Raw genomic sequence first — 17,357 nt, 5'->3', positions numbered from 1 at the left:
AAGCATTTATTTACGAGGTTTGACTAATAATGGTTAATTACGTTAAGTTTGATGAATGGAATAAGTTCAGGTGGCATTACGATGCCAAGAGCGACAGACTGTGCGTTACAATTATTACAAACGTCGGAGAAGCTGTTGGACAGACTCTTCTCAGCAAGGTAAATATCTGCGATAAGGCTTTAGGTGTAAACTACTTCACTAAAGATGATAACGAATGTTATCACGACTTTATGAATCGTCTGTCAGATTTATCCTTCTCTTATAATGACAGAAGCATGATTTCATTCAATGCCGTGGCAACAAGACGTTTTCATAAGGAAATGAAACCAGTAGACGCCATATTCAGGAAGTTTGAAGCCGGAAGAGCTCCCGAAGTCGGGGAAGTGGTTCTGGCTTTTCCTCAGTATACTCTGAAAGATAGTGGTAGCTTTCAGGAAGGCGACTTCATGGTGGTTGAAGTAGATGAAGAAAACAGAAACTGTTATTTAATGCAGATCAACCAGAATCCGCTGGTAGTCGGAGAAACGGCAAAGGATAAAGCTGATATATCCCTTAAGATGGGAACCTGTATAAGGCTCTCCTTTGACCGAATTGTAAAGGTTGCTTCATTAAATTATTCACTGATTAAAACTCTCAATATAGCTTAGGCTAGTCTTTGCCCCCCGGAGATGTTTTTTCCGGGGATTTTTTTGTCTTTATAGAATACCGTATCCCGTATATCACCCCGAGTATGGAGTCTCGCTCAGAGACGTGTTATTGGGGCTGTATCCCTATTTGTTATCTGCATAAAGGACTGGATGTAAAAGGTCCTTATGGCTCGATTTTTCTCGTATTTATACTGAATATTTCACTCCCCCTCCGGTTTACTGAATACTTCCGTACTGAATTTGTGTGGCTGTATCCAGCAGCATCTGATTCATTATGTATGCAGCTGCTTGTTCTGGGTAAGAGAAGGCGCAGCCTGTACGCATATGAGTATCTGGTGCTGCGGATGAGCAGGTATGTGTTAAAACCTTCAAAAGAACGGAATCGGCAGGGGTGAGTCTTGCGAAGATGGATACACGGCTGCTGATGAAGGGTTCAGCCGGGTTTTAGGGAACCGGGTATGAGGTATAACAGAAGATGTATAGAGAAGAGGGGTAATAGCGAAAGGGAGTATGTCTTAATTATTTACAGTGTAATTTACAGTATATATTACATGTAATTACACGTTATTTAAAATGAATCTTCGGTGTTTGAAGAGCCTGGAAAACGAAGTGGGTTTAATAAAAACAGAAATAAAAATGTATAATATTAATCTAAAGTTATTTAACGGTAATTTAAATAATATGGGAGTAGTTTATTTTAAATAAAAATAGTTTTATAAAAAATATATATGGTTAATTTAGAATTAAATTCAATGGGTAATTAAATAAGAAATATTTTAAAAATCAAATATTAAATAACATATTGGTTTTAATATTTTTAATTATTTAAAATTAAATAAGAATTTAAATAAGCAAAAGAACAAAAATATTAATGAAAAAACCATTGATTTTAGGGATTTTTTACTCTTTTGGGCTGACACCATTCACACATTAATCATAAAAAACACAGGTTATATTATAACTATTAATCATATAAAAAGCGCGGAATTTAGCCAAAAATGTATGTTTCTTTCATTTTGATACAAGGAACTATTTATGATGAAAACAGTTTTCAGTGAATCACAAAGCCGTATATATGTGAGAAGTTTAATAACTGACTTGTGTTCTCCGTAAGTCTGATTTATGGCGTCATATGGTCTCTTATGCGGGCTCATATGCATTAATATTGAAAAACGTGCATGGATGCATTTGATGACAAAGATCGGTGCAGAATACCGGATTAGTATCTGAAGCAGAATTCCGTGCTGTTTTTCTAATTATAAAAATTCTGAATCTCTCCAACGGGTTTTTGGAATGTTTAAGCCTGTTTTATGGCGGTCAGGTACTGGTGATATGAAGATACTGCAGCTCTGGATGTTCTAAATTATAACCGGAGCTGTTTTGGAACAGGTTAGGATCGGATGCCGGGATATAATCTTCCGGTTCTGTCAGACTGTTTTTTTAGGCTTTTTGTTTATCTGAAGAAAATCTCGGAAGGCTAAGGGCGGGGGTTGGTCGGGTTTTAATTGTACTTGATGTTATGGGATAGGTTTTCTCCGGCCATGTGTATCGTGTATGGGTGGTTAGGAGGTGTGCTGTTGCCAGAGACATGTGGCTATGGAGTCTTCCTGAATTGGATGTATCGGTTTTATAGGGCTTTAATGCAGCTGCAGGTTTGGTCCTTTGATGCGTTTTCAAATTCCATTGGAATGTAGAGATGAAGCTTTATGTGTTTTTAGTGATGATTTGCCGGCAGAATTCCGTGTTGTTTATCCGGTTGTTCCTGGTTTTGTCTGGAAACGTTCTGTTTAAGATTTATCCTCCTGTACCATGGGTTTCTGAATCAGTTTTGTTCAGAGGCTTTGCCATGATTCGTACTGCTGTTCTTGTGTAAAATACCGTTTTAAACGACTCCGGCAATTGCCTTTATCTGTATTTAATGATTTTAGAGCTGATTAAAAAATGAATGGTGACGGGGCAGTGGTTTAGATAGGGGAAGATAGGAGACTGATGCTGAATCCGTATTTGTTTTGTCTTCCGGTGTGGTACTAGGGATGAATGTTTGGTTTTTCTGTATATAAAAAGAATCACCCGCATAAAGCGGGTGAAATATACCACATACAATAAGAGATTTTATTATATTAAGCTACCTTGTAGCCTGAAGCTTCAGTTATGCTTGATACATTATTGGTACTTTCATCTGCGTCGCTTTTGGATATCAAGGCGCGAATCCAGTTTTCAAGCATAGAATCTTCGTTGCCTGACTGTTTAACGGCGAAGATATCATGAATCTGGCAGGTTTCGCACTTTTCACCATTGGTGTTGTTGAAGCAGCTTACAGCATGGAAGCGTGAAGCCTTAACTTCAGAGTCGGTAACTACGAATGTTACGAAACGTCTTACGCCGTCGTTAATATTACTGTGATTGCGGTAGAGCTTGTAGCTGAAGAAGCTCTTATCATGCCACCACTTAAGGAATGAAACTGGTTCAACCACAAGGATCATTTCGGCTGGCTTGTTGTTCAGACGGAACTGGAAAACGATGCCGTTGATCTGAGAAAAACCTTCTGCACTCTTGCCTGCAACCTTACTTGAGTTTAAGTCACCAACAGTTACGTCGCTGATGCTTTCAACTTCTAAAGTATCAGGTAAATCCTTGATGATTGATTCGATGAAATTCTGAGAAGCTTCTGAGCTTTCAACTAATTTGCCCAGAATCTCGGTATTGAGTTCGTAAAGTTTTGCTGTCATGGTTGTTACTCCTTCTCTTATTGACCTGTTTTTGGATTATCTCGGTGGTATTCAAGATTATCCAACAGTGCATATCCCTTGCACATTTAAATTATTTCAAATACGGAAATCTTTTTCAAACAATCTTTTTTTATTTTGATTTGTTCTGTGAAAACGTTCACAAATGGTGTTTTACCGAATTCTCGTATCCGAAATAAAGACTTTTCGAATGAGCTTATTGTATTACATAAATTATTTTTTTTCATCACTGAAAGCCGACTTTTTTCTTGATTATCTTGTTAAAAATAAGTTAAATTCAAGGGCTTTTGTTATTATTGGTGATTAATACCCTTAATTAATCTTTTCTATATCTACTCAATTAATAAATTTTTTCTTTGGTTTTTTCTCCCTGCTGTCGTCTTTTTTTGATGTGTTTTCACTGTCTGAAAATTGGTGGTTTTGTAAACGGTTTTATGTTTTGATGCGTTTGCTATTCCATACATTCTTGACTTTTTTGTTGAAAAATAAGGCGTTGTGGCATCTGCCACCGGTTAATGTCCGTTCAGCTGTTATTTTTTACCTGATGTTCTTTTTCGAATGAAGAGGTTGGTCGTTCTCATGGTTCTTTGATGATGCGTCCAGATGCTTCTGATGATTAATATTTTGGAATGTCTGTAAATGTTAAATAAATGTAAATTTACTAGATTCAGACTGAAATAAAATTAGTAAAAACGTGACAATTATCAAGTTTTGTTTTAAAAATAGACTGTTTTTGAAAGTATTTTTTCTGTTATCTGTTTCCTTTTTAATCTTTTTTGGCAATTTTTAGACCTCTTTTTTGCTGTTTTTTCTGGTTTGTTTTTCTTTTTCCAATACCTTTATCCGGAATTTCTTCAATTTTTTCCTGCTGTTTTTTTCGTTTTCCTGTGTTTGTGCTGAAGTGTTGTCTTATGTCATGTCTCCGGGAAATGTTTTTTGTTCTGCGTGGTTTTAAGGTCTGCAAGATTGTTTTTTAAGTACGTCATATCCTTTAAGTTTGTTTTTTATACAGTTGGAATATATGCTGTTGTCGCATTTCACAATACAGCCCTCTTTATTTTTATATTGTCTTTCATATGCGTTAGAATCATTGTTAGGGGGAGATAAACGTATTCTTTCTGCTTTGCGGAAACAATATTTAATCCATAAAGAAGTCTGCCATCTGCACCTGAGGCTTTTTCATCATATTCCGCAGGAATGATTGAAGTCATTCCGAAAGCCGGAGCCGTAATTCTTTATCCCTTCCGTATGCAGGCACACGCCGGGGAGCGTTTGACCTGTGCCAGCCGGATTTCTGCGTTTTTGGGAAAAGCCCGGCATTGTTCCTTTATATGGTAATGTGTGGATATAAACCGATGTCACCCGTGCATATCCATATATATGAGCATTCCCCCTTATATATGACATAAACAGGAAAAGCATGCAGGCAGTCGCCGGCATCATTCAGAGGACGATTAAAATGAGCAATTTTGAAGAAAGAATACTTGTCGGGATCATAGATCCTCATACATATGTTACAAAATCAAACAATAAAGATTGTTCATACGTGGACATTGCTTTTGAGCAGTTTACGGAAGAATATGACAAAACCCGGCACGAGAGATACGGAATTGTCAATCAGGAGAAGTTTCTGGATGAGGTGCCGAAGGTGTTTCTGACATCCAATGCCAAAAACTCAATAGCAAAATTCGGAGAGGAGCATCTGATACGGCTCATTGCAAATACGTCTCCTGAGGAGCGGGGATGCAAATATACGGTACATAATGAAAAAATGAGCAAGGTTGATCCCTACGATTTTGTGGAAATTGTAGAACCAAGGATTGAGAACCTCTTTGCGACCGAAAGGGTTGCCTCTATGAAATACAGACCGAGTACAGACTATGTCGTGGTTAAGTGTACTAAATTCATAGTGGATAAGGAGGATTTTCCGTTTGTCAGTAAAACAGAGGAATTTTTCAGACGGGAGGATGCGGAAAAGTACCTTAAGGACTGTTTTTACTCCACATATGGTGAAATTACCCTGGATAATGCGGGTAGTTTCATTGCGAATAACATCCATGCCGTAACCGAACTGAACAGAAGATTCTTCAGCAGCATTAATAAAATTGTATGTTCCGATCTGACTCATGAGGAGTTGGGAAGTGAGAAACCTGATGAGAACAGAATCAGGGAATCTGTCAGAGAAGGTCTTAAAAAGCTTTCTGAAGATAATGGATTCCTGTCCTATACTGCTGCCAGGGTGGCAAATGGCATCAGAGCCAAAGTCGGCGTTGAGAACGCCCTGTCAAAATTGTGTCATGGTAGTGATGATGACTCTGTAGAGGAGTGTTCTGATAAGAATTCTGAGGATGTTGCTGTTACCGGGAATGATTCTGAAAAAGAATCTGTCATGGCAGCGGAGCCTGCAGTAGCGATAGGTGTGCAGACTTCAGGGACAGTTTCTGTTTCTGACAGGGAGTCAGCTGCTGAATCCCCTGCGTCTTCTGCAGCTCCGGTTTCACAGACCGCTGTTCCTAAGGAAAAGGCCGGTACCGGATCATTTGCCGAAGGTCCCGGCGGGCGCAGTAATGAATATATTATTACCGAAACCACCTACAGAGCTGATACCGAGAAATGGAAATACGGATATCTTAAAGGCAGGGCTGAAAGCTGTTCTTCTGAGGATCCGGTAATTAACGCACTGACTGAATCAATGGATTTTACCATTATTAATAAGACTGCTGAAGGCTCCGGAGCAAATTCTCTCGGTAAAGCGGTAAACAAGGTAACCAGGGAAATCAGACGCTCATACAGGGATGAGTTTCCTTCCGGGCACGGGATTCTGGGGATTGTCGAAGAGGAAGAGGAGGAAGAGATTCAGATTCCTGAATATGGAGATTCCATGTCCAAGGTGGATATTCCCGTGTTCTCAGACAAACTGCTGTCTCTCATAAAAACAAGAAAGGTTCTGCTTGGACCTTTTGTTGTCGGAAAATTCAAGCAGACTGAAGACGGTGGAGAATATTCATGTGAATGTGTGCTGAACATTCCTGACAAGCGCTGTCAGCTTGCCGTTAAGGATGACATGAATTCCTGCGTCAAGTCCGTGGAATACGATCTTCTTCAGGATTACATAAAAGAGGTTAATGTTAACGGTATTGTCAGAAGGTATCTGGTACAGATGCCGGTACAGAGCTGGCTTAACAGTGGCAGGAAGCATGATCTTATCGACGACAAGAAGCTTATTGATAATTATGCACCGACTCTTCTCAATCCGGTATTTAAGGATCTGAATATAAATCAGCTGTCCAAGGTTAAACAGAATATTCAGGGACTGTCTCTTTTTAAGAATGAACATGATCGCGTAACGAGATGTTTTAACATCCTTCAGGGTGTTGTTGAGTTCGATAATGAACGAAACAGGTTTTTCAGCATGCTGATGAAGACTTCAAAGTTCCAGGAGTTCTTCAATACCTACATTAATGAAAACCTTGAATCCATCCTGGCAAACTACCGCAAGGATCTGTTCAGTAATGTCAAAAAGGAGAAGGACAGAGAGCAGAAGGAGCTTGAACGCATCAATTCTGAAATAGCTCAGAAGAAAAAGGTTCTGAATTCTCTCAAAAACAGGGTTGAGTCCGAGGAGCAGTCTGCAGAGGACTCAAAGGATACTGCCGCCGTGGCTGCAAGAGATTCCAAGATTCAGGTCAAGGTTAAGGGCAAAATCGTATCCTCTGAGGAGCATGAGGCTTTAAAGTCTGAATACAGAAAGCTTATGAATGAGTACGAAAGCCTTAAGAAGCAGGTGGATGAGCTGCGCAGAACCAAGGACAATATAGATGAGGAGCTGAACCATTCATTCGCCGATCTCAGTTCCCGTTATCTGGAGATGCATTCCATGCTGAAGGCTTTCACCACACCAAGACAGGTTAAGGAAAGCAGTTTTAATTTTGACAGCGGTGTGCCATCAATCATTAATATAGATAACCTTAATAAAGGAAGGAAGAGATACATTGAGGAACTGCTGAGCTCAATGAAGAGTTACGGTCGCTCCATTTCCGTTGAGAAACTAGTATCCATGGTGGTTACAATAGCCCAGAATCAGTTTACCATTCTGGCAGGGCTTCCGGGCTCAGGTAAGACTTCCTTTGTTAAGACCATGGGTAAGGCTCTTAATTTGGGGAATCGTCTGCATACCATTCCCGTAGCCAGAGGCTGGACATCTCAGCGGGATATAATGGGGTACTGGAACAGTCTTACCAGCAGTTTCCAGCCGGCCCCAACAGGTCTGTGGGAGCTTCTGACGACTCTGGATGCCGAGAAGAACATGAACGGCGTAACCCCTGCCATTCTGCTTCTTGATGAAATGAATCTGTCTTCTCCTGAACATTATTTTTCATCATTCATGCAGCTTGCCGATGCTGATACGGCTGCTGAAAGAAAGATCTTTACCGGTTCACCTGAAAAGGCATATCTGACAATTCCTTCATATCTGCGTTTTGTCGGAACCGTAAACAGTGATGATACCGTAAACATCATGTCTGCAAGAATGCTGGACCGCTCTGCCGTTATCCTTTTTGATGAAAAGCCGAGCCAGAGTGATGACAACAGAACAACAAAGATTATCCCTCATGCAATGCAGACCACGTACAGTGCTGCAGACTGGATGTCTCTGTTTGATACGGAAGATGGCAGAATTCAGAACAAGATGTATGCCGTACTGAATGATGTTGAGGAGATTCTCTACAAGGATGACAGTAAGCTAGGTCAGAGAATCGTTGTGTCATACAGAAAGCATCAGCAGATTATAAATTATCTTTCAGTGGTTGATCCTCTGCTGGCATCACTGAAGAACTGTGATAATGAAACCATAGCAATGGATTTTGCCATTAAACAGTTCGTGCTGCCGATGATTAACGGCTTTGGTGAAAGTTTCGGTAACCGCCTTGAAGAGCTTCTGAATATTCTGGATAAGTATAATCTCACTGAATCCCAGACCGTACTGCAGAGAATTATTTCCGAGGGTGAAGACCGCATGAACAGCTATCAGTTCCTGGCATAGACGTAACGGAACTGTCTGGTCCACATTAATTAATGTAAGGAGCTGTTTATGTTAGACGTTAAGTTGGCGGTTTCGGAGCACACTAACCAGGAAAACAGAAAGATCTATGACGTGGTTAGTGATGATTCCGCACTGAGATTTGATTCGGAAACGGGTTTTCTGGAAATCCCCGAGGACTATTATCTTGATATTTATATCCGTTATACCGAGGTTCTGGAAGGGGATCTGGAGGATATAAGTCCGAGAATTGTAATCGGTGAGGACAGTTATTACTGCGGATTTCTGTCCGAAGAGGGACTCTGGCATCTTGAATGGAGGCCGGAGCTGGCTCACTGCGGCCGTCCGTTTTTCGGGCTGCCGGGTGTTCATGAAATCAGAATTCAGAGTTTTCTTGACAGAGAAGAGTATTTTGAGGAGTCTTTTCAGGTCGAGGTTCTGGCCACAAGGGCGCGAGCAAGGGAAATAACCACGATACTGGATTTCATAAATGATGACTACGATGCCATTTCTCAGATGTGTCTGGACGGAAATCCTGAAAATAACGGGGTCATTGCCGATCTTATCAATGAGGCGGAAAGAACATATATTCTATGTAAAAGTCTGTGGAGCGTGCTGTTAAGACAGCTGAGATACATTCTTGAACCGAGACTTGATGTAACTCCTAATGGTCTGCCGAATTCTCCGGAGGCCATACACTGGCTGTCTCTTAACAGTGATGCGGTTGCTCTGTGTTCTCCGTATGAGCAGACCTTTCAGATAAACAATATGCCGGTCAAGACGGAGTTTGCGGCAGAAGAGAAAATGATACCTTCTTACAGGCTTTTTGAGAATCTGGTAATTGCCGGATTCATAAATCACATCAGAATGAAGCTGAGTGCCGTAAAGGATTTTATCAACGGACATGAGCAGAGTCAGCAAAGGCCTGACGGAGAATCTCTGACGTATCCCGGCTATTGCCGATATTCCGGAATCGTGCACGGAGTTCTGTCCAAGAATCTCCAGAATCAGTACAGCAGGGTTATGAACCTTCTTGACGGTTTCTACAAGCTGTACACCAGTTTTGAGAAGGTAACCGGAATAAATTATCTTGATAAGCCGCTGATGCCCAGAATCACACCTTTTGTGGCAAGAACTCTAGTTTACCGCAAACTGTTTGAGCAGGTGGCTAAATGGTACGGTGTCAGTGCGGTTACGCTGACTCTTAATGATTTTACGTCTCATTTCAAGAAGATAGAGAAACTCTATGAGTTCATGGTTCTTTCCAGAATAGTAAATGTTGTCAGCCAGCTGGGGGGAATCTGTGTTTCCCGCGAATGGCATGACATGTCCGTGGATCATTTCGGCGGAAGAGTGGCCGAGCGCCCTCTCAGTGAACCTTTTAATTACTACCGGTGGCTTTCAGAGAACAAGGAGTATACGCTTGAGCTGTGGTACGAACCTAAGATCTTTACTGTCGGCAGAACTGACGACGAGGAACCGATGGTTGTGTGCAGTAAGAACTATGGTAGAGATTTCTACTACACACCGGATTTTGTCATCAGAATCCGGTGGGAGGCTTCTGGGTTTGTGGATTATCTCATCATGGATGCTAAATACAGCTCTTATGATACGGTAAGAAAAGCTTCCCTGCCAATGCTGGTCAATAAGTATATGAACAGCATCCGCGTAAAGAACGCCTTGGGTTTTGACAGCGGCATAAGAGGAGTTCTTGCGATTTATTCAAGAGGTAATGTAAATCGTTTCTCCGAGTATGCGTCCGTTCATGATCTTGACAGTGAGTATCCGGTATTTCCTTCGATTGCAGGCGTGGCGGTAAGGCCTGTAGCAGACAAGGAAAAAAATGAAAAGAACATAAAGGAGTATCTGTCACTTTTTATCGGCAATCTCAGAAAGGTTCATCATGCTGAATATGAGAGAGTCATTAAGCTTGCCAGAAGGCTTCAAGGTGAAGATTCCGTAAAATAAGCCTGATAAAAAGAATTGAACAGCCGGTATTATGCGGTCACGCTATTGCTCTCTATGTCCGATAGCGGGGCTTTTATTACTGTCTTTATTTACGTGTAGGCAAAAGCTTCTTGTGACAGGCAGATGAAAGAAAAACGGTAATTCTGCGAAAACAGAGAAATATAGAGAAAACAGACAATAAATCCTAATGACTAACTGCTGAAATGTTTTAAAAGACTGATGAAGATAAAGATTTGAAAGGCATTTTGAAAAGATGGTCGGCGATGCAGGGTTCGAACCTGCGACCCTCTGGTCCCAAACCAGATGCGCTACCGGGCTGCGCTAATCGCCGAGTCTCTTATGGATTTATTTCGAATGGTCGGCGATGCAGGGTTCGAACCTGCGACCCTCTGGTCCCAAACCAGATGCGCTACCGGGCTGCGCTAATCGCCGTACCTCGAAAGTGTGTTCATTATATATCTTTAATTTGATTGGTCAAGCTTTTTTGTTCCGTACGCTTGATAATTAACCAATTGAACGCGGTTTTAAAACTGTCAGATGTTTTTTTGCACAAAATGTGTGGAAATACGTCCGACTGACACCGTATTTCCTTTCTGAACAGCATGAAAGTTAAGTTTAATCCTGAGTATGGATGATTCTTTGTCTGACAACAGGTTTTTATAGACGGTAAACTGACATTTTTCGGAAAAGAACATTTGTCAGACGGCGTGGAATGTGTATATATGCAGTGAGAAAAAACAATGTATGATTTATATCTTGTTTTTTTAAAATTAAGAAAAAATTTTTTTCAGTTATGATACACTCAAATGGAAGGAATTCGTTTTTTCATGCGCTGTAGGGGCTTTTCTGATTTATAAATTCGGAGACTGTCATTTTTCATGAAAGCGGATGATTGTATCTTTGAAGAGGAGTAAATTATCATGGCTAGTATAAAAGGAACACAGACTGAGAAGAATATTCTCAAGGCTTTTGCCGGCGAATCTCAGGCCAGAAACCGCTACACCTATTATTCAGGTGTGGCCAAGAAGGAAGGTCTTGTGCAGATTAGTGCAATCTTTGAGGAAACCGCAAATCAGGAAAAGGAACATGCAAAGCGTCTGTTCAAGCTCCTGGAAGGCGGTGTTGTTGAAATTACCGACAGCTATCCTGCAGGTATTATCGGTGAAACCCTTGATAATCTGAAGGCTGCGGCAGCAGGTGAAAATGAGGAATGGACTCACATGTACCCTTCATTTGCCGCTACTGCAAGAGAAGAAGGTTTCCCTGCAATTGCCGCAATTTTTGAAGCTATTGCCGTAGCTGAAAAGTGCCATGAAGAACGCTATGTTACCTTATACAACAATCTGATGGAAGGCAAGGTGTTCAAGCGTGGTGACAAGGTTATCTGGCGTTGCAGAAACTGCGGTTACATTCATGAAGGTACCGAAGCACCAAAGGTTTGTCCTGCATGTGCTCATCCACAGGCTCACTTCGAAGTGTACGAACCTCTTAAGTAGGATTGTACCGTTCCGGTGTACCGGTTCGTAGGTTAAATGCGCACCGCTGATGATTTTCAGAAAGGATCCGCTGTTCGGAATGGATGGCGGATCTTTTTATTTTGCGGCACGGTTCAGTCTTAGGGGATTTTCAGGAAGAAAATAAACAGATTATCCCATGTGTGCTTTTAGTCGTGACTGCATCTGAACCGGAAAAGCAAATATGTACGTCGAAAAAACAGACCTGCACATGGCCTGTTTCTCTGGCACTGTCTTAGAGAGTGTGACGGCAATGTGCCGCATTTTGTTTTTTTTGTGTGGTCGTGCATGTGTTTTTCTTCAATAACCAGTCCGAAAAATTTTTCTGATTTTTTAAATATGTCACAAATATTGTCGGTGGTGCCCTAATATCTAATGTTTTTGTTGCATACGTATTTATAATATTTCGAGTTTAGGAAGTATCTGCCGGCGGGATGCATACATTGATCATTAGCGAGATAATCGCTGTACTCACCGGATTAAAGCAGAATAGATAAATATAAAAAGATGCTTCCGAAGGATAAAACAGATATTCAGAATAAATTGTCAGAAGCATTTCTGTTCCGTGATCGGAGTTTCTCGGATATGGAAGTGGTTACAATACCGGTTGCGCATGTAATTTGCATCAGTTTTGGTGTATTGGCGCACCAGCCTGTTTTATCAGAATTATTTATGCCGGAGTTCCTTTCAGAAGGGAATCCGCAAAGATGGTCATGGATGACGATGTGAAACTGAGGATGTTTGTCAGTAAACGTAAAATGACTGCCTTTCTGTGATGTGGACGAAAAAATGAAAAAGTCAGTGTATGTGCCGTAACACGTTTGTCATTTTGCCGTTGGATAGACAGGTAGCAGAATATATAATTTTCCTACAATCCGTGTACTTAATATATTTAAAAGTTTTGGACAAATTTTGTAATTTTAGTTTTAGCGAGACTATAATGAATATATTGAATGTATTTCGTAGAAAATCTCTGGGATTAATGATGGCGGGGGTTTTATCCCTAGGTGCCGGTTTTATGCCGGAAGCCTGGGCTGATGAGCCGAGAAATTACACCTCCGGGGATATTCCATTTCTGGTAAGTTCTGCTCAGATTAAGGATCTTAAGGCCAACGTATACCGTTTCGATGCTGCAATGATTCTTATGGCCAATACCAACAATCGCGATGATTTTCTTATCAATCGTGATGAACTGTGGCGTAGCAGAGAAGAACTGAGTTATATTGTGAAGGTTCTTGAAGACAATACATCAAGTCCGTATGCTACTGAAGCTTTTGAAATTGCAAATCACGTGAGGGAGCTTCTCCTCAAGTGTGAGGACTATGCCAACAACCAGAATGAGATTGTGGCAAAGTACAACAACTATAAGGACGGTCCTGTCGTAATGTCAGGAGTTTTCAAGAGTATCAGGGAAACCGAACATCTGGTAAGCAAGAGAAACTTTTCTCCTGAAGAGGAAGTTAGATATGTTCAGATAACCAGTGCTCGCGGAGCATACGAAACCGCTATTGAGGATTTGTTTGCCAGCAGATCAAGTTCTGAGATGACCGAGGTTGTTGACAGAGTTCAGAAGACTCATGACGAATACATGAGACTTATAAATGATAATGTAGAAGAATTTCCTGAGCTTAAGCAGGCTTTTGATGAAGCAAATCAGGCTTTCAAGAAGATGTTTGCAAACAAGGGTTACGGTTCGGAAATGTACTCATATCTGCAGCTGAAAGAGGTTCAGGATGGTATAGATGCCTACTTCCATACTGCGGTAAGGGATCTTATCAAGGAAATTGATAAGGTTGAAATCAAGATAAAGGCCAGACTTGGCTAGTACGTATTCCAAGGTCTGAGAATGTGTGCATTCCCGTTATCGGTGTCCTGTCTGTATGCCGGTGACGGGATTTTTGTTTTTGTTGTTTCATGCTGATTCGGAGCGGTAATGCGTTTGAATAAATTCTTTTTTCTTATGCCCGTACTGGTTGCGGCAACTGTTTCCTGCGATGTGAAAAATGAAGGATCTGCCATCCTGTCAGATGATAAAGACAGAACCGAAAAAATTCTGAATCTTACTATTGCCGCCTGCAATGGAGGCGTAATAAAGGAACTTTCCGGACTGGACATTAATGCCGTAAGGAAAGATGTTGACGATTTCGGGAAGAGTCATGGAAACTCCGGGTTTTCCGTCTTTTTTATGCAGAAATATCCGGAACTGTTTTTTGTTGCCGAAATGGGGAGAAACGGGGTTCCATGTGACAGGTTCCGGGGAAGACCACTGATTGAGTATGTCAGTCAGAGAAATAACCAGGTCTGGCTCAACTCTTATCTGGAAATGAGTGTGCGTCAGCTGATTTCTCTTGAAAAAGGGGCGGCGAAAGGCTATGACCTCTCATATGACATCGGAGTGGTTGAGAATCTTATACGCGTTAACCGCAAATTCATAACCGATAAGACGGACATGGATTATCTCAGAAAGAAGATTATATATTCAGATGAGGTGGAAAAGCCTGCTGAGAGATTGGTGGCCGAGCTCAAAAACTGTCTTTACCGTTTTGGCGGGATAGGAATATGTGAAGCCGGAAAAATGCCTGGAATGATGAACTGGAAGAGTTTCAGAACAGATTATGTTGATTCGGTTGATGTGGTGGTAAGCGGCGACAGTGATTATATAGTCAGGTTCAATACCTCTGAGGCGCAGTTCGGGAAAGGAGCTGATCTGGCAATAGACATGCACTACGATGGTAAAAACGTCAGTTATGGTCTGAATTCCAGATCTGGATGTCTCGCCATGAATCTCTGCAGTTTTTCCCGGTTTTATCATATCGGACACTGATTACATCACTACGGTCAACAGGTTGTTTGTTCAGCCGAAATGATGCCGAGACCTGTTGTTTTCTCTAAGGATCCGGTTCTAAAAGAATTTTTTGTGAATTTCCCAGTCGTGAATGTGTTTGGGTGGAAAGGGCGTTTTCAGAACCATAAACAAGCTCTGCAGAAAATATTAAAAGTGTGTGATATCCCTTGAAAAAACTAATGACAGTAAGCCTTATTAGCTTTTTTCTTTCTTGATTTATAGCTGTTGTCTCATTTTTTTTGGGGCGTTCATTTTATCATTGAATACAGCATACCTATGTAGTGTTCTTTTTGTTTCAAGCTGAGCGTGGCTCCGGCTCTAATGAATCGAACGGAAAGAAGAACTACAGCATGCTTTCCAGGCATGTTTTGGATAACATCTCTTGAGAAGAACGATATATGGATATAAAAGAACTTATCAGGCAAATTAAGGCCAAATTGTTTTCCGATATCAGGAACAAATGGCTGAGTGTCATGACCCTTGGCGGCGGTGCACTGGTCAGAAAGTCCATAATCAATGGCGTATACGTAGGTTTCGGTATTCTCATAATTCTTATATTCTTTCTTTCCATCGGTGGTGGATATAACATAAAGAGTATCAACTCATCCGTTGAAGAGATAACAGACATAAACATTCCGCTGAATAATCAGTCTCAGGATATTGAAATCAAACTTCTTTCCCTGTCAGTGCGTCTTTATGACGTCATTAATTCAAACTCAGAGGAGGAGCTTGAGAGACAGACGGCTATCATGAATCGTTCCAGAGAGGAATTCGAGAACAGTCTCAGCAAATTCATAGATTTTTCCCGTAACGATGATGAGCTCATGAGAGGTATGTCCAAGGTTGCGGATCTTTCAAGGGACTACCTGAATATCATTAAAGTGATGCCGGAGCTTAAGCAGGATAATCTGCGGCTTCTGCAGAAAGCCAATAAAAGTCAGGCTGATTTTATTGCATGGTTGCCGGTATTCAGACAGATGCTCCAGGAACTGAAGCTGAAGGTGTTTGATGACTACGTGGATAATCTCATGCTCAATCTGCTTACCTATCAGTCATTGGCTGAAAAGAAGGTTCTTGAGGCTCTGGGCTCAAACAACACCGAAGAGATCGTAAAGGCCCGCAAATCTATTGATGTTTTTCTTGATGAATATGAGAACTGGGCAGACAATCTTTATTCCGAAATGCCTGAGGCTCAGAATGAAATCGGTGCTCTGGTAGCTAATTTCAAATATTCATGCGGTGATGACAACGGCGTGGTCGGACAGCATGAGCGCCTTGTGGAGAATACCAATGCACTGGTGGAGAACATGATTACCGCCAGAGAAAGGATTAATGAAATCAAAACTGAAATAACCAACATTCAGCTTCTGGTTGCAAAGGAACTTTCCAGCGCAAAGGAGCATGCGGCAGATAAATATGAAAAGTCCATTATCATTATTATCGTGTCGCTGATACTCTCACTCGTTATTACCGCCGGCGTGCTTTTCTTCCTGAGCCGCAGCATCAAGAAGCCTATGGAAGTAATTGTCAGACGAATGAAGGAATTTGCTGAGGGTGATCTGGACAACCAGATTGTAACCAGGGATGTCAACGAATTTGGGGTTATCATCAACAATCTGAACAGGGTTACGGCTGAAACCGGTGAGGTGATGCTGAAAATGGCTGATTCCGCCAAAAAACTTAAAATGGCATCAACCGATAACCTCGTCGCAGCCGACATATCCAAGAATGCGATTAACGAACAGCGTAATGAGACACTGAATCTTGCTTCGGCAATGAATGAAATGCTTGTAAACATTAATGACATTGCCAAGGCCGTAAGCAGTACCATGACCGAGATTCAGGGGGTGGAGAACGAAGCCGTCAAGTCTCAGGATATAATGACTGAAAGTATGGGGAAGACTCTGGATCTTTCAGACAAGATTCAGGAGAACACCAAGGTAATTAAGAATGTAAGCACTCTGAGTTCCGATATCGCTAAGATTATCGACATTATCAGAGGAGTGGCCGAACAGACAAATCTTCTGGCTCTTAATGCGGCCATTGAGGCTGCCCGTGCCGGAGAGTACGGCAGAGGATTTGCGGTTGTTGCGGATGAGGTAAGAAGTCTTGCAAATACAACGGCTAATTCCGCCAATGATATTCGTAAGATGATTGAGGATCTGCAGAATACCGTAATCGAAGCTGTAAACAGTTCCGAGGAATGTTTAAAAGAGATGATGCTTACCAAAGACAAGGCTGAAGAGGCAAGCAGGGCAATTGACGATATCAAGGTTTCCGTTGTTCACATTAACGAAATGGCTTCCATCATCGTCGATTCCGTCAACAAGCAGATGAAGACCTCTGAAAGCATTTCTTCAAACATTGAAAGAATCAGTGATCTGTCTAATGATAATCAGATTCAGATTGAGGCACTGGCCATTACCAGTCAGACCCTCGATACCCTTGCTTCAAGCACGGAAAGCAGTCTGAACAAGTTTATTCTGCCTAATTCCCGTAAGAAATCAGTCAAAAAAGTGGTTGAGGAGAAGAAGGTGGAAAATACAAAGCCGGGATTTTTCTGTAGACTGTTCCGTGGCAAGAAGACGGTTCCGGCTA

At 41.4% G+C, this 17,357-nt stretch carries 10 protein-coding genes and 2 tRNA genes; 7 read left to right on the top strand and 5 right to left on the bottom strand.

All coding sequences use genetic code 11. The annotated features are described in order from the left end of the window. Positions 1-29 precede the first annotated feature (29 nt). Entirely contained in the window at positions 30-647 is a 618-nt protein-coding gene (locus QZU58_RS04155; RefSeq protein WP_294463385.1) for a cell division protein ZapC domain-containing protein, read from the top strand. Positions 648-2,767: 2,120 nt separating this feature from the next. Here QZU58_RS04155 and QZU58_RS04150 read toward each other — a convergent pair. The 3 genes from QZU58_RS04150 to QZU58_RS04140 all read right to left on the bottom strand — a co-directional run bounded on the left by QZU58_RS04150 (position 2,768) and on the right by QZU58_RS04140 (position 4,605). Continuing rightward, positions 2,768-3,376: a hypothetical protein gene (locus QZU58_RS04150; RefSeq protein WP_294495211.1), complete on the bottom strand. Its 609-nt coding sequence runs from the start codon at positions 3,374-3,376 to the stop codon at positions 2,768-2,770. 784 nt (positions 3,377-4,160) lie between these two features. Further along, positions 4,161-4,358, bottom strand: a complete 198-nt coding sequence (locus QZU58_RS04145; protein ID WP_294495209.1) for a hypothetical protein — start codon at positions 4,356-4,358, stop codon at positions 4,161-4,163. 73 nt (positions 4,359-4,431) lie between these two features. Further along, positions 4,432-4,605: a hypothetical protein gene (locus tag QZU58_RS04140; protein ID WP_294462886.1), complete on the bottom strand. Its 174-nt coding sequence runs from the start codon at positions 4,603-4,605 to the stop codon at positions 4,432-4,434. Between the two features lie 248 nt (positions 4,606-4,853). Between QZU58_RS04140 and QZU58_RS04135 the strand changes: the two genes are divergently transcribed. Together QZU58_RS04135 and QZU58_RS04130 are read left to right on the top strand one after the other, a co-directional pair. Beyond that, on the top strand, positions 4,854-8,435 hold the full coding sequence (locus QZU58_RS04135; protein ID WP_294495207.1) for an AAA family ATPase: 3,582 nt from the start codon (positions 4,854-4,856) through the stop codon (positions 8,433-8,435). Positions 8,436-8,483: 48 nt separating this feature from the next. Beyond that, complete coding sequence (locus tag QZU58_RS04130; protein ID WP_294495205.1) at positions 8,484-10,400, top strand: hypothetical protein; 1,917 nt, start codon at positions 8,484-8,486, stop codon at positions 10,398-10,400. Positions 10,401-10,654: 254 nt separating this feature from the next. On the opposite strand, the gene QZU58_RS04125 is transcribed toward QZU58_RS04130, so the two are convergent. After that, positions 10,655-10,731 (bottom strand) — tRNA-Pro (locus QZU58_RS04125). Positions 10,732-10,755: 24 nt separating this feature from the next. Continuing rightward, positions 10,756-10,832: transfer RNA gene (locus QZU58_RS04120), tRNA-Pro, on the bottom strand. 488 nt (positions 10,833-11,320) lie between these two features. On the opposite strand from QZU58_RS04120, the gene rbr reads away from it, so the two are divergent. From rbr to QZU58_RS04100, 4 genes are all read left to right on the top strand, one after another. After that, positions 11,321-11,896 (top strand): rubrerythrin, encoded by a 576-nt coding sequence (gene rbr, locus QZU58_RS04115; RefSeq protein WP_294463326.1) that lies wholly within the window; start codon positions 11,321-11,323, stop codon positions 11,894-11,896. Between the two features lie 1,036 nt (positions 11,897-12,932). Next, positions 12,933-13,739 (top strand): hypothetical protein, encoded by an 807-nt coding sequence (locus QZU58_RS04110; protein ID WP_294495203.1) that lies wholly within the window; start codon positions 12,933-12,935, stop codon positions 13,737-13,739. Between the two features lie 108 nt (positions 13,740-13,847). Then, complete coding sequence (locus QZU58_RS04105; protein ID WP_294495201.1) at positions 13,848-14,738, top strand: hypothetical protein; 891 nt, start codon at positions 13,848-13,850, stop codon at positions 14,736-14,738. Positions 14,739-15,157: 419 nt separating this feature from the next. Next, on the top strand, positions 15,158-17,357 hold a 2,200-nt coding region (locus QZU58_RS04100; RefSeq protein WP_294495197.1), incomplete at its 3' end, for a methyl-accepting chemotaxis protein.

The sequence above is a fragment of the uncultured Ruminobacter sp. genome, from assembly GCA_902764345.1.
Classification (GTDB): domain Bacteria; phylum Pseudomonadota; class Gammaproteobacteria; order Enterobacterales; family Succinivibrionaceae; genus Ruminobacter.
Note: the sequence above shows the minus strand (reverse complement) of the source record. Positions and strands in the feature narration are given on the sequence as shown.

Coding starts and splice junctions, on each gene's coding strand:
- QZU58_RS04140 (WP_294462886.1), bottom strand. CDS start 4,605: ATGACTTCAATCATTCCTGCGGAATATGATGAAAAAGCCTCAGGTGCA.
- QZU58_RS04110 (WP_294495203.1), top strand. CDS start 12,933: ATGCCGGAAGCCTGGGCTGATGAGCCGAGAAATTACACCTCCGGGGAT.
- QZU58_RS04105 (WP_294495201.1), top strand. CDS start 13,848: ATGCGTTTGAATAAATTCTTTTTTCTTATGCCCGTACTGGTTGCGGCA.
- QZU58_RS04155 (WP_294463385.1), top strand. CDS start 30: ATGGTTAATTACGTTAAGTTTGATGAATGGAATAAGTTCAGGTGGCAT.
- QZU58_RS04150 (WP_294495211.1), bottom strand. CDS start 3,376: ATGACAGCAAAACTTTACGAACTCAATACCGAGATTCTGGGCAAATTA.
- QZU58_RS04135 (WP_294495207.1), top strand. CDS start 4,854: ATGAGCAATTTTGAAGAAAGAATACTTGTCGGGATCATAGATCCTCAT.
- rbr (WP_294463326.1), top strand. CDS start 11,321: ATGGCTAGTATAAAAGGAACACAGACTGAGAAGAATATTCTCAAGGCT.
- QZU58_RS04130 (WP_294495205.1), top strand. CDS start 8,484: ATGTTAGACGTTAAGTTGGCGGTTTCGGAGCACACTAACCAGGAAAAC.